Origin of the sequence: Variovorax nivicola (genome assembly GCF_051216475.1) — a bacterium.
Lineage (GTDB): Bacteria > Pseudomonadota > Gammaproteobacteria > Burkholderiales > Burkholderiaceae_C > Variovorax.
In genome coordinates this window covers 586110-602188 of record NZ_JBPJZK010000005.1, presented here as the reverse complement: position 1 = coordinate 602188, position 16079 = coordinate 586110, and the positions used below count along the sequence as shown (strand labels likewise).

Below are 16079 nucleotides of genomic sequence, written 5' to 3'. Positions count from 1 at the left end.
GAGCCCCAGGAGGTCGTCGCCATGCTGACAGACCAGCTCTTCCTCATTTCCATCGCGGTGCTCACGCTGGTGGTGCTGCTCGTGCTCGGCATGGTGCTGTACTTTGCGGCACGCCGCTCGCACGCCAAGCCGTCGAGCGACCCGAAGGTCGCGCGCATCCGCTTCGACTCGCTGCGCAGTTCGTTCCGCCAGGCCGTCGAGCTGATCGAAGGCAACATCGCCTCGCGCGCCGACCGCTACGGCATTCCGTGGATCATGCTGCTCAACGAGGGTGACGACCATCGCCAGCTGCCCATCGAGCAGTCAGGCGTGGCGAGCGCGCTGAGCACCGAGTCGGCTTCTGCCGCGACCACGCAGGGAATCTCCTGGCACTTCTTCGATCGCGGCGTGGTCATCGACATCCAGGGCGCCTACCTCGGCTCGCCCGATGACGACGATGCCTCCGAGAAGCCGTGGGACGAGTTCCTCGGCATGTGCCGGGCCTACCGGCCGCAGCGGCCGTTCGACTCGGTGGTCATCACCATTCCGGCGGCGCTGCTGCTCGACGACAGCACCGACGGCCGGCTCGAACTCTCCAAGCGTGCCAAGCTGGCGCACCGCCGGCTGTGGCTTGCGCAGAACCGCTTTGCGATGCGCTTCGCGGTGTATGTGCTGGTCACCGGCGCGGAACACCTCGAAGGCTTCAGCGCCTTTGCGAGCGCCCTGCCTGAGCCGCTGCGCGCGAGCATGCTGGGCTGGTCTTCGCCTTACGACCTGTCGACCACCTACCAGCCGGGCTGGGTCGACGAGGCGGTGGGCACCGTGGTGCGTTCTGTGTCCGACGTGTCGGCCGAGCTCTTCGCCACCGACACCGCGCCGCAGGGCGCCGGGCCGCAGCTGCTGCTGCCTTCGCGCATCGAGGCACTGCGCGGCCAGCTGCAGCTGTATGTCGATGAGCTGATGCGCCCGAGCGCGTACCACGAGCCCTTCTTCTTCCGCGGCATCTACCTGACGGGCGACAGCGGCGAATCGGCGCAGGCCGTTGCCGCCATCGACGCCGAGCACGACAGCTACGGCCAGAAGGACCTCGAGCCCATCGGCGGCGACCTGATCGCCCAGCTGATGCGCCAGCCGGCGTTCCTGCGCGACCTGTTCGAGAAGAAGATCTTTCTCGAATACGGCCTCACGCGGCCGTCGCGCACGCAGACGCTGGCGCGCCCGGTGCTGCACCGCGCGCTGCGCTGGACGGCCATTCTTTTCCTCAGCGGCTGGGGCATTGGCCTGGTGGTGGCAACGTGGCAGCTGCACCGGCACAACAGCACGCTGGTGTCGGCGCTCTCGCAGTTGCAGCACGACGCGCAATACCGCATGCGCGCACTGCAGCGCGGCGAGACCATTCCAACTGCGTGGTACCGCAACAAGGCGCTGTCGCTGCTGGCCATGAACGAGCGGCTGCGCACCGACGGCACTTACTCCTTCTTCATGCCCGGCTCGTGGCGGCCCTTCGACGACCTGAACGAACGCGTGATCGAACGCATCGAGCGCGAGTTCGGCGACATCGCGGTGAGCACGCTGCGCCGCGAGCTGATGGCCCGCGTGAGCCAGCTGAGCGGCGTGGAGCAGGACGAGGCCACCGGCGAATTCATCGTCGGTGCCAATTGCAGCTTGCCGCCGAGCTTCAAGACCATCGGCGATGCACCGCGCAAGAACGGCCTGCTGGTGGAAGACCAGCCCGAGTTCGGCGCCCTGCAGCGCTATCTTGGTTCGGCCGAACAGCTCGACACCGCGCTGCAGGCGGTGGAACGACTGCGCCAGCCCTCCACCGGCAACGCAGAAGACCTGCGCGTGGCCGTGCGCTACGCACTGGGCGCCGAGCTGCCGGCCGACCTGAGCCGCAATCTGCGCTATTTCCGCCAGGCGGCCGAGGGCAATGCGCTGGCGATTCCGCTGGCGCCGGTGCAGTCGGCGCTGCGCTGCGCGCTCGACAAGGGCACGGCGCAGCTCGACACGCGGCTGTTCGTCAACAACGAGCTGCTGGTGTCCGAGCAATCGCTGGGGCGGCTGCTGCCCTCGCTCGCCAGTGCCGGCACCTTCGCGCGCACCACGGCCAGCTATCGCGAAGTGATCGCCGCCATCAAGGACCAGGAAGACTTGGTCGCCTCCGGCAAGGGCGGCTGGATGCGCCAGCCGGTGCTGGTGCTGGGCGCTTCGTACGACCGCACGATCGCGCGCATCGAGCAGAACCGGCTGCTGGGGCAGGAGCCGGCCGATGCGGTGCGCGGCCGCGCGCAAGATGCCTTCCAGAAATTCCGCGCCGAGTTCAATCTGCGCTTCGGCGGCGCGCAGCCCGGCCTCGTGTGGCAAGACAAGGAAGGCCGCTTCGCACTGGCGCCCGAACGCATCGCGCTGCGCGACGCGCTCACCGCGTTGCTGGCGCAGCCCTTCATGGCCGCCGCACGCGACCGCGAGCTGCCGGGCGCGGGCCTGCGCTCGACGGCCACGTGGGACCTCATGCGACTCGACCAGGCGCTGGCCGTCGGCGACATCCGCAAGCGCTACATGACCGACGGCATGACAGCCTTTCCGGCCACGGTTCGCCCGGGCATCGAGAGCGCGCTGAACGCGCACTTCGCGCAACTGGTGGTCGACCAGGTGGCCGAGGCCGCGACCGGTGCGAACGATGGCATGCGCCCCACGTCGGGCGCGCTGATGGCCACTGACACACAGGCCGCGGCCTACGAAGCCTCGCGCCAGCGCCTGGCCAAGATACAGGCGCTGCTGTACGAACTGGGCGCCGGCCCGCGCGCCGAAGACCTGCGCGCGATGATGTCGCGCGACGCGCTGCAGCGACTCGAAGGCGTGGACGAAGCCTTCAACCAGTCGGAGCTGTACGCCATGCGCGGGCGCGACTTCCAGGGCTGGCGCGGCGAGCGCGGGCCGATGCTGGTGGCCTTCGGCGTGCCGGACACGGGCTCGCTCGCGGCCTACCTGGGCCAGCAGTTCAATCGCACCGAAACGCTGGGCAAGCTGGCCGACAGCTACATCGCGGCGCTCGACGGCGCGGGTGCGGGCTCGGTGCTCGCGCAGCGCTGGCAGGCCATCAACCGCGACCTGGAGCGCTACCGGCTGAAGAACCCGAACAGCAGCCTGCTGCTGCTCGAACAGTTCCTGGGCACGACCGGCGCCGAGATCGACCGCGAGACCTGCGCCGCCAAGCTGGCCGGCAAGGCGCCGGCGGCGCGCATCGGCGACTACTTTGCCGACCGCCACCAGCAGATCTACAGCGCCCTGCTCGCGCGCTGCTACGAGCTGCAGTTCGGCGACCAGCAGGAGCTGTGGACGCAGTTCTCCACGCGCTTCAACCGCTCGCTGGCGGGGCGGCATCCGTTCGGCGCAGCGACGGGCCGCGCCTTCGACCTGGCCGATCCGGCGGACGTGAATGACCTGGCGCGGGCCTTCGACCCGTTGTCGCGCGCGCTGAAGGACAACCGCACCGACGGCACCGTGCGCACCTCGGCCATGCCGGGGTCGGCCGCGCGCCGCTTCGCCGAGCAGTTCGGTCGCGCGCGCGACTTCATGCTCCCGCTGTTCCCGACCGAGGACGGCGCCACGCCGGGCTACGACCTGAGCGTGGACTTCCGCGTGAACACCGGCGCCGAGATCGAGGGCAACAAGATCATCGACTGGTCCTTCGAAGTCGGCGACCAGGTGCTCAAGCAGCGCGACCCGCCGCGCACGCTGCGCTGGGAATACGGCATGCCGGTGGCGCTGGTGCTGCGCATCGCAAAAGATTCGCCACTGGTGGCGCGCGCCGATCCGCAGCAGCACGCGCTGCTGACCGACGGCCAGACCGTGAGCTTCCGCTTCGCGGACCCATGGGCGCTGTTCACGCTGGCGCAGCGCCAGCGCGAAGCCGACACGGCGCAACGCCCGGACGGCCGCTCGCAGTTGCTGAAGTTCGAGTTTCCGCTGGTGGCCCAGTCGGCTGGCGACACCGCCCAGTCGCCTGCAGGAGGACGCGCGCGCGTGTTCCTGCGCGTTGCCGCAAGCCCCGCCGGCAAGAAGACCGCCCTGATCTGGCCCGCCGCGTTCCCGATGCGGGCCCCTGAATGGAACACGCCCTGATGGCCGCCGTGCTCGCTCCCCTGAACGCCGAGGCCGCCAACGGCTTCGCACCCGATCTCGCGGCCTTCCTCGCGCCGCTGCAAATCGAAGGCGAAGGCCCCGCCGGGCCGCCGCTGCGCTACGACCCGGTGTACTCCCGCATCCGCGATGCGCGCATGGAGGAAGACGCCAGCCTGCCGATGGGCGAATGGACGCGCCCGCTAAAGAAGGCCGACTGGCGCGCCACCGAGATGCTTTGCGCCGAAGTGCTGCAACGGCGCAGCAAGGACCTGCAGGTGGCCGCGTGGCTCACCGAGGCGTGGGTGCATCGCCATGCAATCGACGGGCTGATCGCGGGCACGCGGCTGCTCGAAGGGCTGGCGCGCGACTTCTGGGAAGACGTGCATCCGTGCATCGGAGAAGATGGCGACGCCGACATGCGCACGGCCACCTTCGTGTGGCTCAACGACACCCTCGCGCAGACCTTGCTGATGCGTGTGCCGCTGCTCGCGTGGCCAGATTTCTCCCCGCCCTTCATCAACTTGGGCGACTGGCAGCGCGCGCTGACCACCGAGTTCGGTGCCGGTGCGGCCGCCGCCGCAGGCAACGCCAGGTCGAAGGCAAAGGACGTGGCCGAGGAGCCGAGCGCGCAGACGGTATCGCGCCAAGACATCCTCGACCACGCTGCACGCGACCTGCATGCGCTTGCCGCGCTCGACGACCGGGTGGCGTTGGCCGCCGACATCTGGCAGGAGCTGACAGCCCTGCTCGACGAACGCTTTGGCGCCGATGCACCCAGCCTTTCGAAGGTGGCGGAGATGCTGGCGCGTATGCGGCAAGCGCTGCGCAGCCTGCTGCAGGAGCGCGACCCGCGCGACGAAGAAGAACCAGAAGAGCCAGAAGAGCCGGCCATGCCGGTGGAGCCGCCCGCCAGCTGGGCGGCATATGCATCAACTCCCGCTGCGACCTCGATGGACGACAACGATATGAGCGAAGCCCCTCTTTCTCCTTCTTCCATCTCTCCTCCTTCCGGGCCGCTGCCGCAAGCCGCGGCGAGCGGGCGCATCGGCAGCCGTGCCGAGGCCTACCAGTTGCTGGAACTGGCCGCCGCCTACCTGATGCGCGAGGAGCCGCACAGCCCGACGCCCTACCTCGTCAACCGCGCGGTGGCCTGGGGGCGCATGCCGCTGCCTCAACTGATGCAGGAGGTGTTGCGCGAAGACGGTGACCTGAACCGCTTCTTTTCGATCATCGGCGTCAGGCCCGATGCCTAGAGACGAGGCGGCGATCTTGTTTTTCTGAAATGGGGAACCCCCCTTCTCCACGAAAGGTATCGCATGCCGTTCAAGAGCGCTGACGTCGAAGAGGTCCTGGTCCAGGGTGCCCACATGAGTGGAGACCGCAACTCCATCGCTACAGCCCTCAAGCTGAAGGCGAAGCTGGGGGTGCTGATCATCTACAGCCCGTCCTTGCGCGTCCAGGGACTGGAGCTGGAGAACTTCTACAAATCCATCGTAGATGCGAGCCGCGTGGCCTCTATTCAGATCATTCATTCGTCCGATCCGTCTCTCGCGGCGGGCGAAAAGTGCATGAAGGATGTCTACCGGCTGGTAAGCAGCAGGGATTTCAAGAATCTTCCCGGCTTCATGAAGACGATGATTCCATTCCCTATCCGCATGTGCTCCGCGACCTTCGGCACGGGCGTCATTGCGGATGCCTTCCAGAAAGATGCAGGGAGCACACGAAACAGTACGCGGGACCTCTGGCGACTGGACAAGGTCCCGAAGAAAACGGGTCCCGGCGTCATCGACAAGCGCCCGGACGTCCGCAAGTTCCTGACGGATCGAGGCTTTCTCCAGAAACGCGCCTATGTCTTCCTGTTCGCGAAGGAGGGCCCGAGAAGGGCCGAGAAGGCGCATCACTTCACGTCGATCCTGACGTGGCGCATGCTGCATGAGGAGATCGGCCGCTCGTCTTCCGTCATTCCCGTGGCCGCAGGCGACTACATCGGCCTGCGCACGCTGCCCACCCTGGCAGAGTTCTGGAAAGACGCCGACTGGACCCAGCTGTGGACCGATGTCACGGTCGATCCGCGCTCCGCGCAACTGGGCCTGTGGTGCCTGCTGGCCGAGGAATACACGGGCGTGTCGATCATCGGCATGCGCAGCGGGATGATCGAAGTCCCCGCACTGCTCGGCATCCGCACGCTCTACCTCGAGGAAAAACTCAACCAGCAGGCGGAACGCATGGCCAAGTGGATCGGCAAGGTGCCCGGATTCGAACGCCAGGTCGTGGAGAAACCCGCCGGTATCAAGCAACAGCTTTACTGGCGCGACGAGAGCGCAAAACGCTACCAGCCAAGTACCGTATCCAATCACGCCGCGAGCAACAGCGCCCATCTGGCCGGTATGGTGCAGGGCTTCCGATTGGGAAGGCCATTCAGGGGGCGAACGAAGTTCACGCCCGCGCCCGTTCTGAACGAGCCTCAGCGCAAGCCGACAGAGGCTCGCACACGGCCCCAGCCGACCTTGCTGGCAAACACGCGCCTGCCCGCCCCGATAGATGCCGCGAACCTGCAACTCGCCAAGTCGGAGTTCGACAGGATCGTGACTTGGGCCAAGGCCACACCGGTGCCCACCGGCGCGACCACGAGCGTGCACGGTTCGGTCGCCAGAGTGGTCGAGGTCCAGGAGCCGCAAGAAGCGCCAAAGTCAGCCACAAATCTCTAGGAGCCAAGGTCTCGCGAGACCGCGCACCGGGTCCCTTTAGGCAGCGGCGATCGCGGCGGGACCGAACGCCGTGCCTCAACCCAGCACGTCGTTCACCTGCTCGCGGAACTCGGTCAGGCTCACGGCCGCGCCAATCTCCCGCGGCAGCGCATCGCGCACCGAGAACACGCCGAGGATCTTCGCCCCCGCCGCCAGTGGCAGATGGCGAAAGCCCCGTTCGAGCATGAGCACCACCGCATCGGATACCAACGTTTCGGGCGGCACGCAGATGGGGTTGGGCGTCATCACGTCGCGCACCGCCGTGCGGTCAGGGTCCAGCCCCTTGGCCAGCACCCGGGTCATCAGGTCACGCTCGGTGAGGATGCCCAGCAGCGTGTCGGGCAGGTCCATGATGAGCACGCTGCCGCAGTTGGCGCGCGTCATCACGCAAGCGGCGTCGCGCACGTTCGCCTGCGGACCCAGGCTGATCACGTGCTTGCGCGAGATGGACTGGAAAACAGTGCGCTCGGTCATGATGCACCCTCCGGAAGTGGCGTCGTGGATGGTGCCGCCGACTGCGGCTCAGCGCAAGGAGGCGTTGAGCCGCTCCAGCGCCGTGGCGCCGGGGCATAACTGGTCCGGCCCCAGCGCGTTGAGCGGCTGGTCGCTGGTGTTGAGCGCCGTGTGCAGGTCGGTGGCCAGCGGGTCGACATAGAGCAGGCCGGTCACCACCTCGCCCATCTCGTGGTGCCGCTGCATGTAGGCCATGGCGGCGTAGCGGTCGCCGGGGTTGTAGTCGGGGTGCAGGCTGCGCAGGCGCAGCAGCGTGCCGTCATGCTGGCGTACGTCCATCACTTCGCCCGGTTCGATATCGACGGCAATTTCGTCCCGCCCGCTGATGAAGTCGATGCGGCTCACCGCCTCGTTGTGCTCGCGCACGTAGTCGTAGCTCTTGGTGCTGCCGGGGTGGTTGTTGAAGGCAACGCAGGGGCTGATCACGTCGATGAAGGCGGAGCCGCCGTGGCTGATCGCCCCTTTTATCAGTGGCACAAGTTGCGCCTTGTTACCCGAAAAGCCCCGCCCGACGTAGCTGGCGCCCAACTGCAGTGCCATGGCCACGAGGTCCACCGGGCTGTCGGTGTTGACGACGCCCTTCTTGCTCTTGGAGCCCTGGTCGGCAGTGGCCGAGAACTGGCCCTTGGTGAGGCCGTAGACGCCGTTGTTCTCCACGATGTAGGCCATGCGCACGCCGCGCCGCATGGCGTGGGCAAACTGACCCAGGCCGATGGAAGCCGAGTCGCCGTCGCCCGAAACGCCCAGGTACAGCAGGTCGCGATTGGCGAGGTTGGCGCCGGTCAGCACGCTGGGCATGCGGCCGTGCACGGTGTTGAAGCCGTGCGATGCGCCCAGAAAGTAATCGGGCGTCTTCGAGCTGCAGCCAATGCCCGAGAGCTTGGCCACGCGATGCGGCTCGATGTCCAGCTCCCAGCAGGCTTCGATGATGGCGGCGGAGATCGAGTCGTGGCCGCAACCTGCGCACAGCGTGGAGATCTTTCCCTCGTAATCGCGCCGCGTGTAGCCGACCTTGTTGGTGGCCAGCGTCGGATGGCGCAACCGGGGCTTGGCAAGGTAGGTCATGCAGGCTCTTTCGTATCGGTGCTGCCGGAGGCTTGCGTCGTCTGTTGTCGCACATGCGCGCTGATCGACTGCACGATGAAGCGCGCAGTGATGGGCGTGCCGTCGAAATGCAGCACCCGTATCAACCGGGCCGGATCGGCGTCCAGTTCGTTCACCAGCAGGCTGCGCATCTGTGCGTCGCGGTTCTGCTCGACCACGAACACCCGCTCGTGTTGCGCCAGGAACTGCACCACGCTGTCCGGAAAAGGAAAGGCGCGCAGCCGCAGCGCATCGAGATGGATGCCGCGCTCTTCCAGCGCCTGCAGCGCCTCGTGCATGGATGGGCTGGTGGAGCCGAAATAGATCACGCCCAGCTTGGTCTTTTCGGCGGCAGGCCCAAGCACCGGCTGTGGCACCAGCGTGGCCGCGGTTGCGAACTTCTTCAGCAGCCGCTCCATGTTGTAGATGTAGTCCGGCCCGCGCTCCGAATACCGGGCGTAGGCGTCGCGCGTGGTGCCGCGCGTGAAGTAGCTGCCCTTGGTGGGGTGCGTGCCGGGCAGGGTGCGCCAGGGAATGCCGTCGCCATCCACGTCCTTGTAGCGGCCGAAGTCGCGGCCCGCCTCGAGCTCTTCGGCGCTCATGACCTTGCCTCGGTCGTAGGCTTTGCTGTCGTCCCAGGCAAAGGGTTCGCACAGGCGCTGGTTCATGCCGATGTCCAGGTCGGTCATCACGAACACCGGCGTCTGCAGCCGGTCGGCCAGGTCCAGCGCCGCTGCCGCGTGCTCGAAGCACTCGTGAGGATCTTCGGGAAACAGCAGCACGTGCTTGGTGTCGCCGTGCGAGGCATACGCACACGACAGGATGTCGGCCTGCTGCGTGCGCGTCGGCATGCCGGTGGAAGGGCCACCGCGCTGCACGTTGATGAGCGTGACGGGAATCTCCGCAAAGTAGGCCAGCCCGATGAACTCGCTCATCAGCGAAATGCCCGGCCCCGAGGTCGCCGTGAAGGCGCGCGCACCGTTCCATCCGGCGCCGACCACCACGCCGATGGAGGCGAGCTCGTCTTCCGCCTGCACGATGGCGAAGCGGTGCTGGCCGGTGGCTGGGTCCACGCGGAATTTGGTGCAGTACTTCTGGAAGGCCTCTGCCACCGAGGACGACGGGGTAATGGGATACCAGGCCGCGACCGTGGCGCCGCCATACACGCAGCCCAGTGCGGCGGCGCTGTTGCCGTCGACGAAGATGCGGTTGCCGACCCCGTCGGCGCGCCGCACCCGCAGCCCCAATGGCTCGTGCAGGTTCTCCCTCGCGAAATCGCAGCCCAGGTGCAGCGCCTGCACATTGGAGGCCAGAAGCTTTTCCTTGCCCTTGTACTGTTCGCCGAACAGCTTCTCGACCACTTCCGGCTCTATGCCAAGCAGGATGGCCAGGGCGCCCACGTAGACGATGTTCTTGAACAGCTGGCGCTGGCGCGGGTCTTGATAAACGGCGTTGCAGATCTCGGTGAGCGGCATGCCGATCACGCGCACATCGCTGCGGAATTTCGACGGCGGCAGCGGCCGCGTGCTGTCGTAGAAGAGATAGCCGCCGGGCTCCAGTTCGGCCAGGTCGGCGTCCCAGGTCTGCGGGTTCATCGCGACCATCATGTCGGTGCCGCCGCGCCGCCCGAGATGGCCCTGCTCGGTCACGCGCACCTCGTACCAGGTCGGCAGGCCCTGGATATTGCTCGGGAAGATATTGCGCGGGCTCACCGGCACGCCCATGCGCAGGATGGCCTTGGCGAACAGTTCGTTGGCAGAGGCCGAACCCGAGCCGTTGACGTTGGCAAACTTGATGACGAAGTCGTTGACCGCCTCGATCTGTTTCATGCGGCCACCTCCTGCGCATGCCCCTGCCCGGCAGGTGTCATCTTCAGCAAGAACTTCTGCATGTCCCACGCGCCCGTGGGACAACGCTCGGCGCACAGGCCGCAGTGCAGGCAGACGTCTTCGTCCTTGACCATCACGCGGCCCGTCTTGAGCCCGCCGGACACATACAGGTCCTGCGCCAGATTGAGCGCCGGCGCCTTGAGTCGGGGCCGCAGTTCGGCCTCCTCGCCGTTGTCGATGAAGTTGATGCAATCCATCGGGCAGATGTCCACGCAGGCATCGCATTCGATGCAAGCGGCTTCGGTGAACACAGTCTGCACATCGCAGTTCAGGCAGCGCTCGGCCTCCTTGAAGGCAGTGGCGGCGTCGAAGCCCAGTTCCACCTCCACGCGGATGCTGGCCAGCGCGGTCTCGGCCTTGGCCCACGGCACCTTGTAGCGCAGGTCGTTGGAGGTGTCGTTGTCGTAGCTCCACTCGTGGATGCCCATCTTTTGCGACACCAGGTTGGTCATCGGCGCCGGGCGCACGTAGACCGGCTCGGCACGCAGCAGCTTGTCGATCGACACAGCAGCCTCGTGGCCGTGGGCCACGGCGGTGATGATGTTCTTGGGGCCGAAGGCCGCATCGCCACCAAAGAACACGTTGGGCACCGTCGACTGGAAGGTGTTCTCGTCCAGCTTCGGCAGGCCCGACTTGTCGAAGGCAATGCCGCAGTCGCGCTCGATCCACGGGAATGCGTTTTCCTGGCCCACCGCCACCAACACTTCGTCGCATTCGAAATACGCGTCCGGCTCGCCGGTGGGCACCAGCGTGCGGCGGCCCTTGGCGTCGTACTCGGCGCGGACGATCTCGAAGCGCATGCCCAGCAGCTTGCCTTCTTCATGGACGAAGGCCTTGGGCACGTGGAAGTCGATGATCGGAATGCCTTCGTGCTGGGCGTCTTCCTTTTCCCAGGGCGAGGCCTTCATTTCGGCAAAGCCGCTGCGCACGATGACCTTCACGTCGGTGCCGCCCAGGCGGCGGGCCGAGCGGCAGCAGTCCATGGCCGTGTTGCCACCGCCCAGCACGATCACGCGCTTGCCGATGCTGCTGACGTGGCCGAAGGAAACAGAGTTCAGCCAGTCGATGCCGATGTGGATGCTGGCCGCCGCTTCCTGTCGGCCAGGCACATCCAGATCGCGCCCGCGCGGCGCGCCGCAGCCGACGAAGATCGCGTCCCAGTCCTGCGCCATCAGCGCCGTCATCGAGTCGATGCGCTCGCCGCTGCGGAACTCGACGCCCAGGTCGAGGATGTAGCCCGTCTCCTCGTCGATCACCGACTCCGGCAAGCGAAAGCGCGGAATCTGCGTGCGGATGAAGCCGCCGGCCTTGGCCTCGCCGTCGAACACCGTCACTTCATAGCCCAAAGGCGCCAGGTCGCGCGCGACGGTGAGCGAGGCCGGACCTGCGCCGACGCAGGCAACGCGCTTGCCGTTCTTCGGCTCTGGCGTTGGCATGCGCGCCCGCACGTCGTCCTTCATGTCGGCCGCCACGCGCTTGAGCCGGCAGATGGCCACCGGCTCGGGCGCCCCTGTGTTGCCCTCTTCCACCCGCCCGCGCCTGCAGGCCGGCTCGCAGGGCCGGTCGCAGGTGCGCCCCAGGATGCCGGGGAAGACGTTGGAGGCCCAGTTGATCATGTACGCGTCGCCGTAGCGGCGCTGCGCGATCATGCGGATGTATTCAGGGACGGGGGTGTGCGCCGGGCAGGCGTACTGGCAATCGACGACCTTGTGGAAATAGGCCGGGTTCGCAATGTTCGTTCGCTGCAACGCGTGTCTCCTGGCTGTCGCCTGGAACCCCGGAGGGGCCGACGAGTGGCTTTTCCGCCAGTATGCGCCGCACAGGCAAATGCGCAACCTTGGTGAAATCCCGCAGCCAGCCGGGCCGTGCAGGGCCCGGCAATGGCCCGATCAACGGCCCGATCGGTGCGCGGGTGAAGTGGTAGCCGGCACCACGGGGACGTGCACGTCCCATTTCCCCGCGCTCTGCGCGCGGCCCACGGTTCGCGTGCAGCTCACGGCGATCACGCGGCGGCTGTGCGGCACCAGCTCACCGCCCTTGGTCACCGACGACCAGCGGATCGTGTCCCACCGCGCTTTCAAGGGAGCCACGCACCTGGGCACGAAAACCTTGAGGTTCGGCTCCCCCGCCTCCCATTTGTCCCCCGATGCGGCGTTCTCCCGTGCAACGAATTCGCGCGCCTTCTCGCGTATCTCGTAGAGCCCTTGAACCGAATCGTTCGAGCGCATGTCCTCGATGCCCGTGGCGGCAAGGCAGTGCGTCGACGCCGTGAACAAAAGGAAGAGCAGGACGGCTTGATGGTGATGCATGGTGCGCGGGAAAGTGCCGGGTGATTCTCCCCCTCCGCAAGGTCTATCTGACCAGTACCTGACCACCTTCTGCCGCGCTCTGTCAGTCACCGCCGTGTCACGCACGCGCTGAAAGCTCCACCCTTTTTCGCTCGTCCGTGACTCACATGCTGCAACCAACTTCCCCGCTTCGCCGTGCCCTGGCCTTTGCGCCGATCTCTTGTCTCAGTCTCTCGGCGCTCCTGCTGGTTGCATGCGGAGGGGGAGACAGCGGCTCTTCTTTCGTTTTGCCTCCAGCCTCCGGGGTTTCCACAACGCCCGGCAACACAACGACCACCAGCACCAGCGGGGTCGTGGTCGGCAGCTACTTCGTCAACGCCAAGGTCTGCCTGGACGTCAACTCCAACGGCCGCTGCGATGCGGGCGAGCCTTCCACCCGGTCGGACAAGCAGGGCGGCTTCACGCTCGCCGGTTCGGGCGCGGGCATCGTGGCCGAGATCGGCACCGATGCCACCGAGCTCGATCCGTCCATCCCCTCTTCCAAGCCGGTGACTTCAGCGCTCGTGCTGCGTGCGCCGAAGGAAGCTCCGGGCGTCGTCGACTTTCAATCGACTGCGGTGGTCGCGGAGATGGAAGCCAATGGGCTCGACTTCAAGACTGCTGCGGGCAAGGTGGCGATCTCTGTCGGCGTGGTCGCGTCGAAGCTGCTCGGCGACATCAACACCGAGACCGACCCTGTTGCCAAGGCCGCGCTCAAGGCCGCATCCGACGAGGGTCTGCAGCGCATCCGCGATGCGCTCGCATCGGCCGCGAACACTGACGACATCAAGGCGGTGGTAACGGCCGCCGCCCTGACCGACCGCTACTACCAGACCAAGGCACCATACCGCCCGCAGCAGGATGTCAGCACCTACGAGGCGGCGCCCGCGGGCTTCTCGCCGGTCTACACCGAGGTGGTTGCGCGCCACGGCTCGCGCGGGCTCTCGGGCCTCAAGTACGACCTTGCGGTCTACAACATGTGGAAGAAAGCGCAAGACGACGGCGCCCTCACGCCGCTAGGCGAAAAGCTCGGGCCCGACGTGCTGAAGATCATGAAAGCCAACTTCCTGCTCGGCTATGGCGTGGCGGGCATCAGCACGCCCGGCTACGGCAACGAGACGCAAGTTGGCATCAACGAGCACACGCAGCTCGCGGCAAGGCTGGTTCAGCGCCTGCCGGCCTACTGGAAGCAGATCGGCGACAACGCCGGCTCCGCCCCGCGCCAGATCGTGACGGTGACCTCCGGCGTCGACCGCGCCGTCGACAGCGGCAACTTCTTCGTGCAGTCGCTCAAGACGGTGCAGCCTGCGCTGGCACCACTGCTGACCTATCCGTCGGCACCGGCGCCCTACCCCGACAACGGCACGGCCGTGAGCCAGCCTGTGGGCACCAACCGCTTTCTGCTGTACTTCCACAAGCTGGTGAAGGCGACCGACCTGGTGACGAACACCACCGATCCGCTCTACACGACGTACCAGGCCAGTCTGGCCTACCAGGACTACAAGAGCAACGATGCCGACCTGCTCGCCAAGCAGAGCGGCCTGACGGTCACGCCCGAGGCCGCGGCCGCCGGCCGCTTGCTGCTGGAGCGCCTGTTCGCCAAGAGCTTCGTCGACAAGATCGCCAACGGCACCTACAGCTTTGCCAACAGCGGCAGCTTCAGCTACACGAGCGACGACGGCAAGTTCGCGCCCAGCCTGAGCGGCGACGGCAAGACGTCGATCAAGTCGCCCGGCGACGCGGGCGCGCTGCTGTACGAGCTGTATGTGATCGCGCCCGCGATGCGCAGCGAGGCCGGCGTCGATTTCACGGCCTACATGCCGGCAGCGCAGGCGAAGTTCTTCGCCGCGCTCAACGACGGCTCCGACTTCTACGACAAGGGCCCCGGCATGACGGAGAAGGGCGACATCACTTCGCGCATGTCGCAGATCCTGGTCGACGACATGTTCAACGAGGTCGATGCAATCGCCAAGGGCGACCGCTCGCACGCGGCCAAGCTGCGCTTCACGCACGCCGAAATCATGATGCCCTTCGCCGTGCGCATGGGCCTGAAGGGCGTGGACCAGAGCGTGCCCAAGGCCTCCAGCTTCAGCTACGACAGCAATACGTGGCGCGGCGAATACGTCTCGCCGATGGCGGCCAACATGCAGTGGGACGTGTTCGCCGACGGCGGCGGAAAGCTGCTGGTGCGCATGCTCTACAACGAAAAGGAAACCGACTTCAAGGCGGCCTGCGATGGCGCCAAGGCAGCGGGCACCGCGCACTACTACGACTACACGGGCCTGAAGGCCTGCTACGGGCACGTGGCCCAGTAGCCCCGCATCTATTTCCTGGTCTTTCTGCCGGGCGTCTTCACGCCCTGGCGCAGCGAGCGTTGCCTCAGCGTTGCGCCCGAGCCCCGTGGTGGGCGCGCCGGGGCCACGTCGTGCTGGCTTGCCCGCAAGGTGAAATCGCAAGTCTTCACGGCCAGCTCGACGATGCGCGCCAGCGCGGGGCTGGAGTTGTCGCGCCGGTAGACCGCGCTGTAGACCAGCGGCGGCGGCATGGGGTCGCTCTTCACCACGCGCAGCAGGCCGCTCTTGATGTCCGGGCGCACATAGTCGAGCGCCTGCTGGCTGATGCCGAAGCCGCTGATCGTCAGTTCGCGCAAAACGGTCGTGCTGTTCGTCAGCATGACCTTGCCGAAGCGGAAGCCGTGCTCCGCGCGCCAGGCTTCGTAGAACCTGTTCTTCGAGGCGCCGGCAGGCTGCTCAATCACGGGGTAGTCGGCAAACTCGTGCGGCTTCAGCGCCCGGGCGGGAATGTCGAGCCGCGGGCTCGCGATCCAGGCCTGGTCGACCTGCCCCACTTTGATCGATTCGAAGGCCTGGCCCCAGAAGATGCCGGGCATGATGGTCAGGTCGAGCTTGTTGGCTTCGAGCCGTTCGAAGAGCGTGAGCCCCGCGTCCACCACCGGCTCCAGCGTGACCTGGGGATGCAGCTTCTGCAGCAGCTGGATCAGGCGCGTGAGCCAGGTCATCGCGATCAGCTCCGTCACACCCACCCGGAAGGTTCCGCGCAGCGTCTTGTCGAGGCTGATGTCGTGCTCGATGCGCTGCCAGAGCCGTTGCGCTTCTTCCGCGAGCGGCAGCAGTTCCCGGCCGGCCTGAGCCAGCTCCAGGCCGTGAGAGGTGCGATGCAGCAAGGGGCCGCCAAGCGATTCCTCTAGTTCCGCCAGGCGCTTGGAGATGGCCGACTGCGTGGTGTGCAGCTTCACCGCCGCGGCGCTGAAGCTCTGGAGCTTGGCGCTGAAGAGGAAGGCCTCCAGCTGCTTGAAAGTGAAGTTCATGCCAGCGGAATGTACGCCCATGGCCTCGCAGGAAAAAAAGGAATACCGCGCTCCTCCGATTTCTCGTTTGTCCTGCGGCACTCTGACT

Annotated in this window: 10 protein-coding genes; 4 read left to right on the top strand and 6 right to left on the bottom strand. The window is 66.6% G+C overall.

What is annotated here, in order from left to right:
* Window positions 1-21 precede the first annotated feature (21 nt).
* The 3 genes from ACSFBF_RS23055 (at window position 22) to ACSFBF_RS23045 (ending at window position 6812) form a co-directional block, all read left to right on the top strand.
* Window positions 22-4104 (top strand): type VI secretion system protein, encoded by a 4083-nt coding sequence (locus ACSFBF_RS23055; RefSeq protein ID WP_435471008.1) that lies wholly within the window; start codon window positions 22-24, stop codon window positions 4102-4104.
* The gene (gene tssA, locus ACSFBF_RS23050; RefSeq protein WP_435471006.1) at window positions 4089-5357 is read left to right on the top strand and encodes a type VI secretion system protein TssA; all 1269 of its coding nucleotides are present in this window, start codon (window positions 4089-4091) and stop codon (window positions 5355-5357) included. Before ACSFBF_RS23055 ends, tssA begins: the two co-directional genes overlap by 16 nt.
* A 63-nt stretch (window positions 5358-5420) precedes the next feature.
* Window positions 5421-6812, top strand: a complete 1392-nt coding sequence (locus tag ACSFBF_RS23045) for a hypothetical protein (RefSeq protein ID WP_435471004.1) — start codon at window positions 5421-5423, stop codon at window positions 6810-6812.
* Window positions 6813-6887: 75 nt separating this feature from the next.
* Here the strand turns inward: ACSFBF_RS23045 and ACSFBF_RS23040 are convergent, their stop codons facing one another.
* The 5 genes from ACSFBF_RS23040 to ACSFBF_RS23020 all read right to left on the bottom strand — a co-directional run bounded on the left by ACSFBF_RS23040 (window position 6888) and on the right by ACSFBF_RS23020 (window position 12645).
* Window positions 6888-7325 (bottom strand): CBS domain-containing protein, encoded by a 438-nt coding sequence (locus ACSFBF_RS23040; protein WP_258350472.1) that lies wholly within the window; start codon window positions 7323-7325, stop codon window positions 6888-6890.
* A gap of 48 nt (window positions 7326-7373) precedes the next feature.
* Entirely contained in the window at window positions 7374-8429 is a 1056-nt protein-coding gene (locus tag ACSFBF_RS23035) for a 2-oxoacid:ferredoxin oxidoreductase subunit beta (RefSeq protein WP_435471002.1), read from the bottom strand.
* Window positions 8426-10276, bottom strand: a complete 1851-nt coding sequence (locus ACSFBF_RS23030; RefSeq protein WP_435471000.1) for a 2-oxoacid:acceptor oxidoreductase subunit alpha — start codon at window positions 10274-10276, stop codon at window positions 8426-8428. Before ACSFBF_RS23030 ends, ACSFBF_RS23035 begins: the two co-directional genes overlap by 4 nt.
* Window positions 10273-12084, bottom strand: a complete 1812-nt coding sequence (locus ACSFBF_RS23025) for an FAD-dependent oxidoreductase (protein ID WP_435470998.1) — start codon at window positions 12082-12084, stop codon at window positions 10273-10275. The genes ACSFBF_RS23030 and ACSFBF_RS23025 overlap by 4 nt, the downstream gene beginning before the upstream one ends.
* A gap of 141 nt (window positions 12085-12225) precedes the next feature.
* Window positions 12226-12645, bottom strand: a complete 420-nt coding sequence (locus ACSFBF_RS23020) for a hypothetical protein (protein WP_435470996.1) — start codon at window positions 12643-12645, stop codon at window positions 12226-12228.
* Window positions 12646-12911: 266 nt separating this feature from the next.
* On the opposite strand from ACSFBF_RS23020, the gene ACSFBF_RS23015 reads away from it, so the two are divergent.
* On the top strand, window positions 12912-14978 hold the full coding sequence (locus ACSFBF_RS23015; protein ID WP_435470994.1) for a histidine phosphatase family protein: 2067 nt from the start codon (window positions 12912-12914) through the stop codon (window positions 14976-14978).
* Between the two features lie 8 nt (window positions 14979-14986).
* Here the strand turns inward: ACSFBF_RS23015 and ACSFBF_RS23010 are convergent, their stop codons facing one another.
* Window positions 14987-15991: a LysR family transcriptional regulator gene (locus ACSFBF_RS23010; RefSeq protein ID WP_435470992.1), complete on the bottom strand. Its 1005-nt coding sequence runs from the start codon at window positions 15989-15991 to the stop codon at window positions 14987-14989.
* Window positions 15992-16079: the final 88 nt, after the last annotated feature.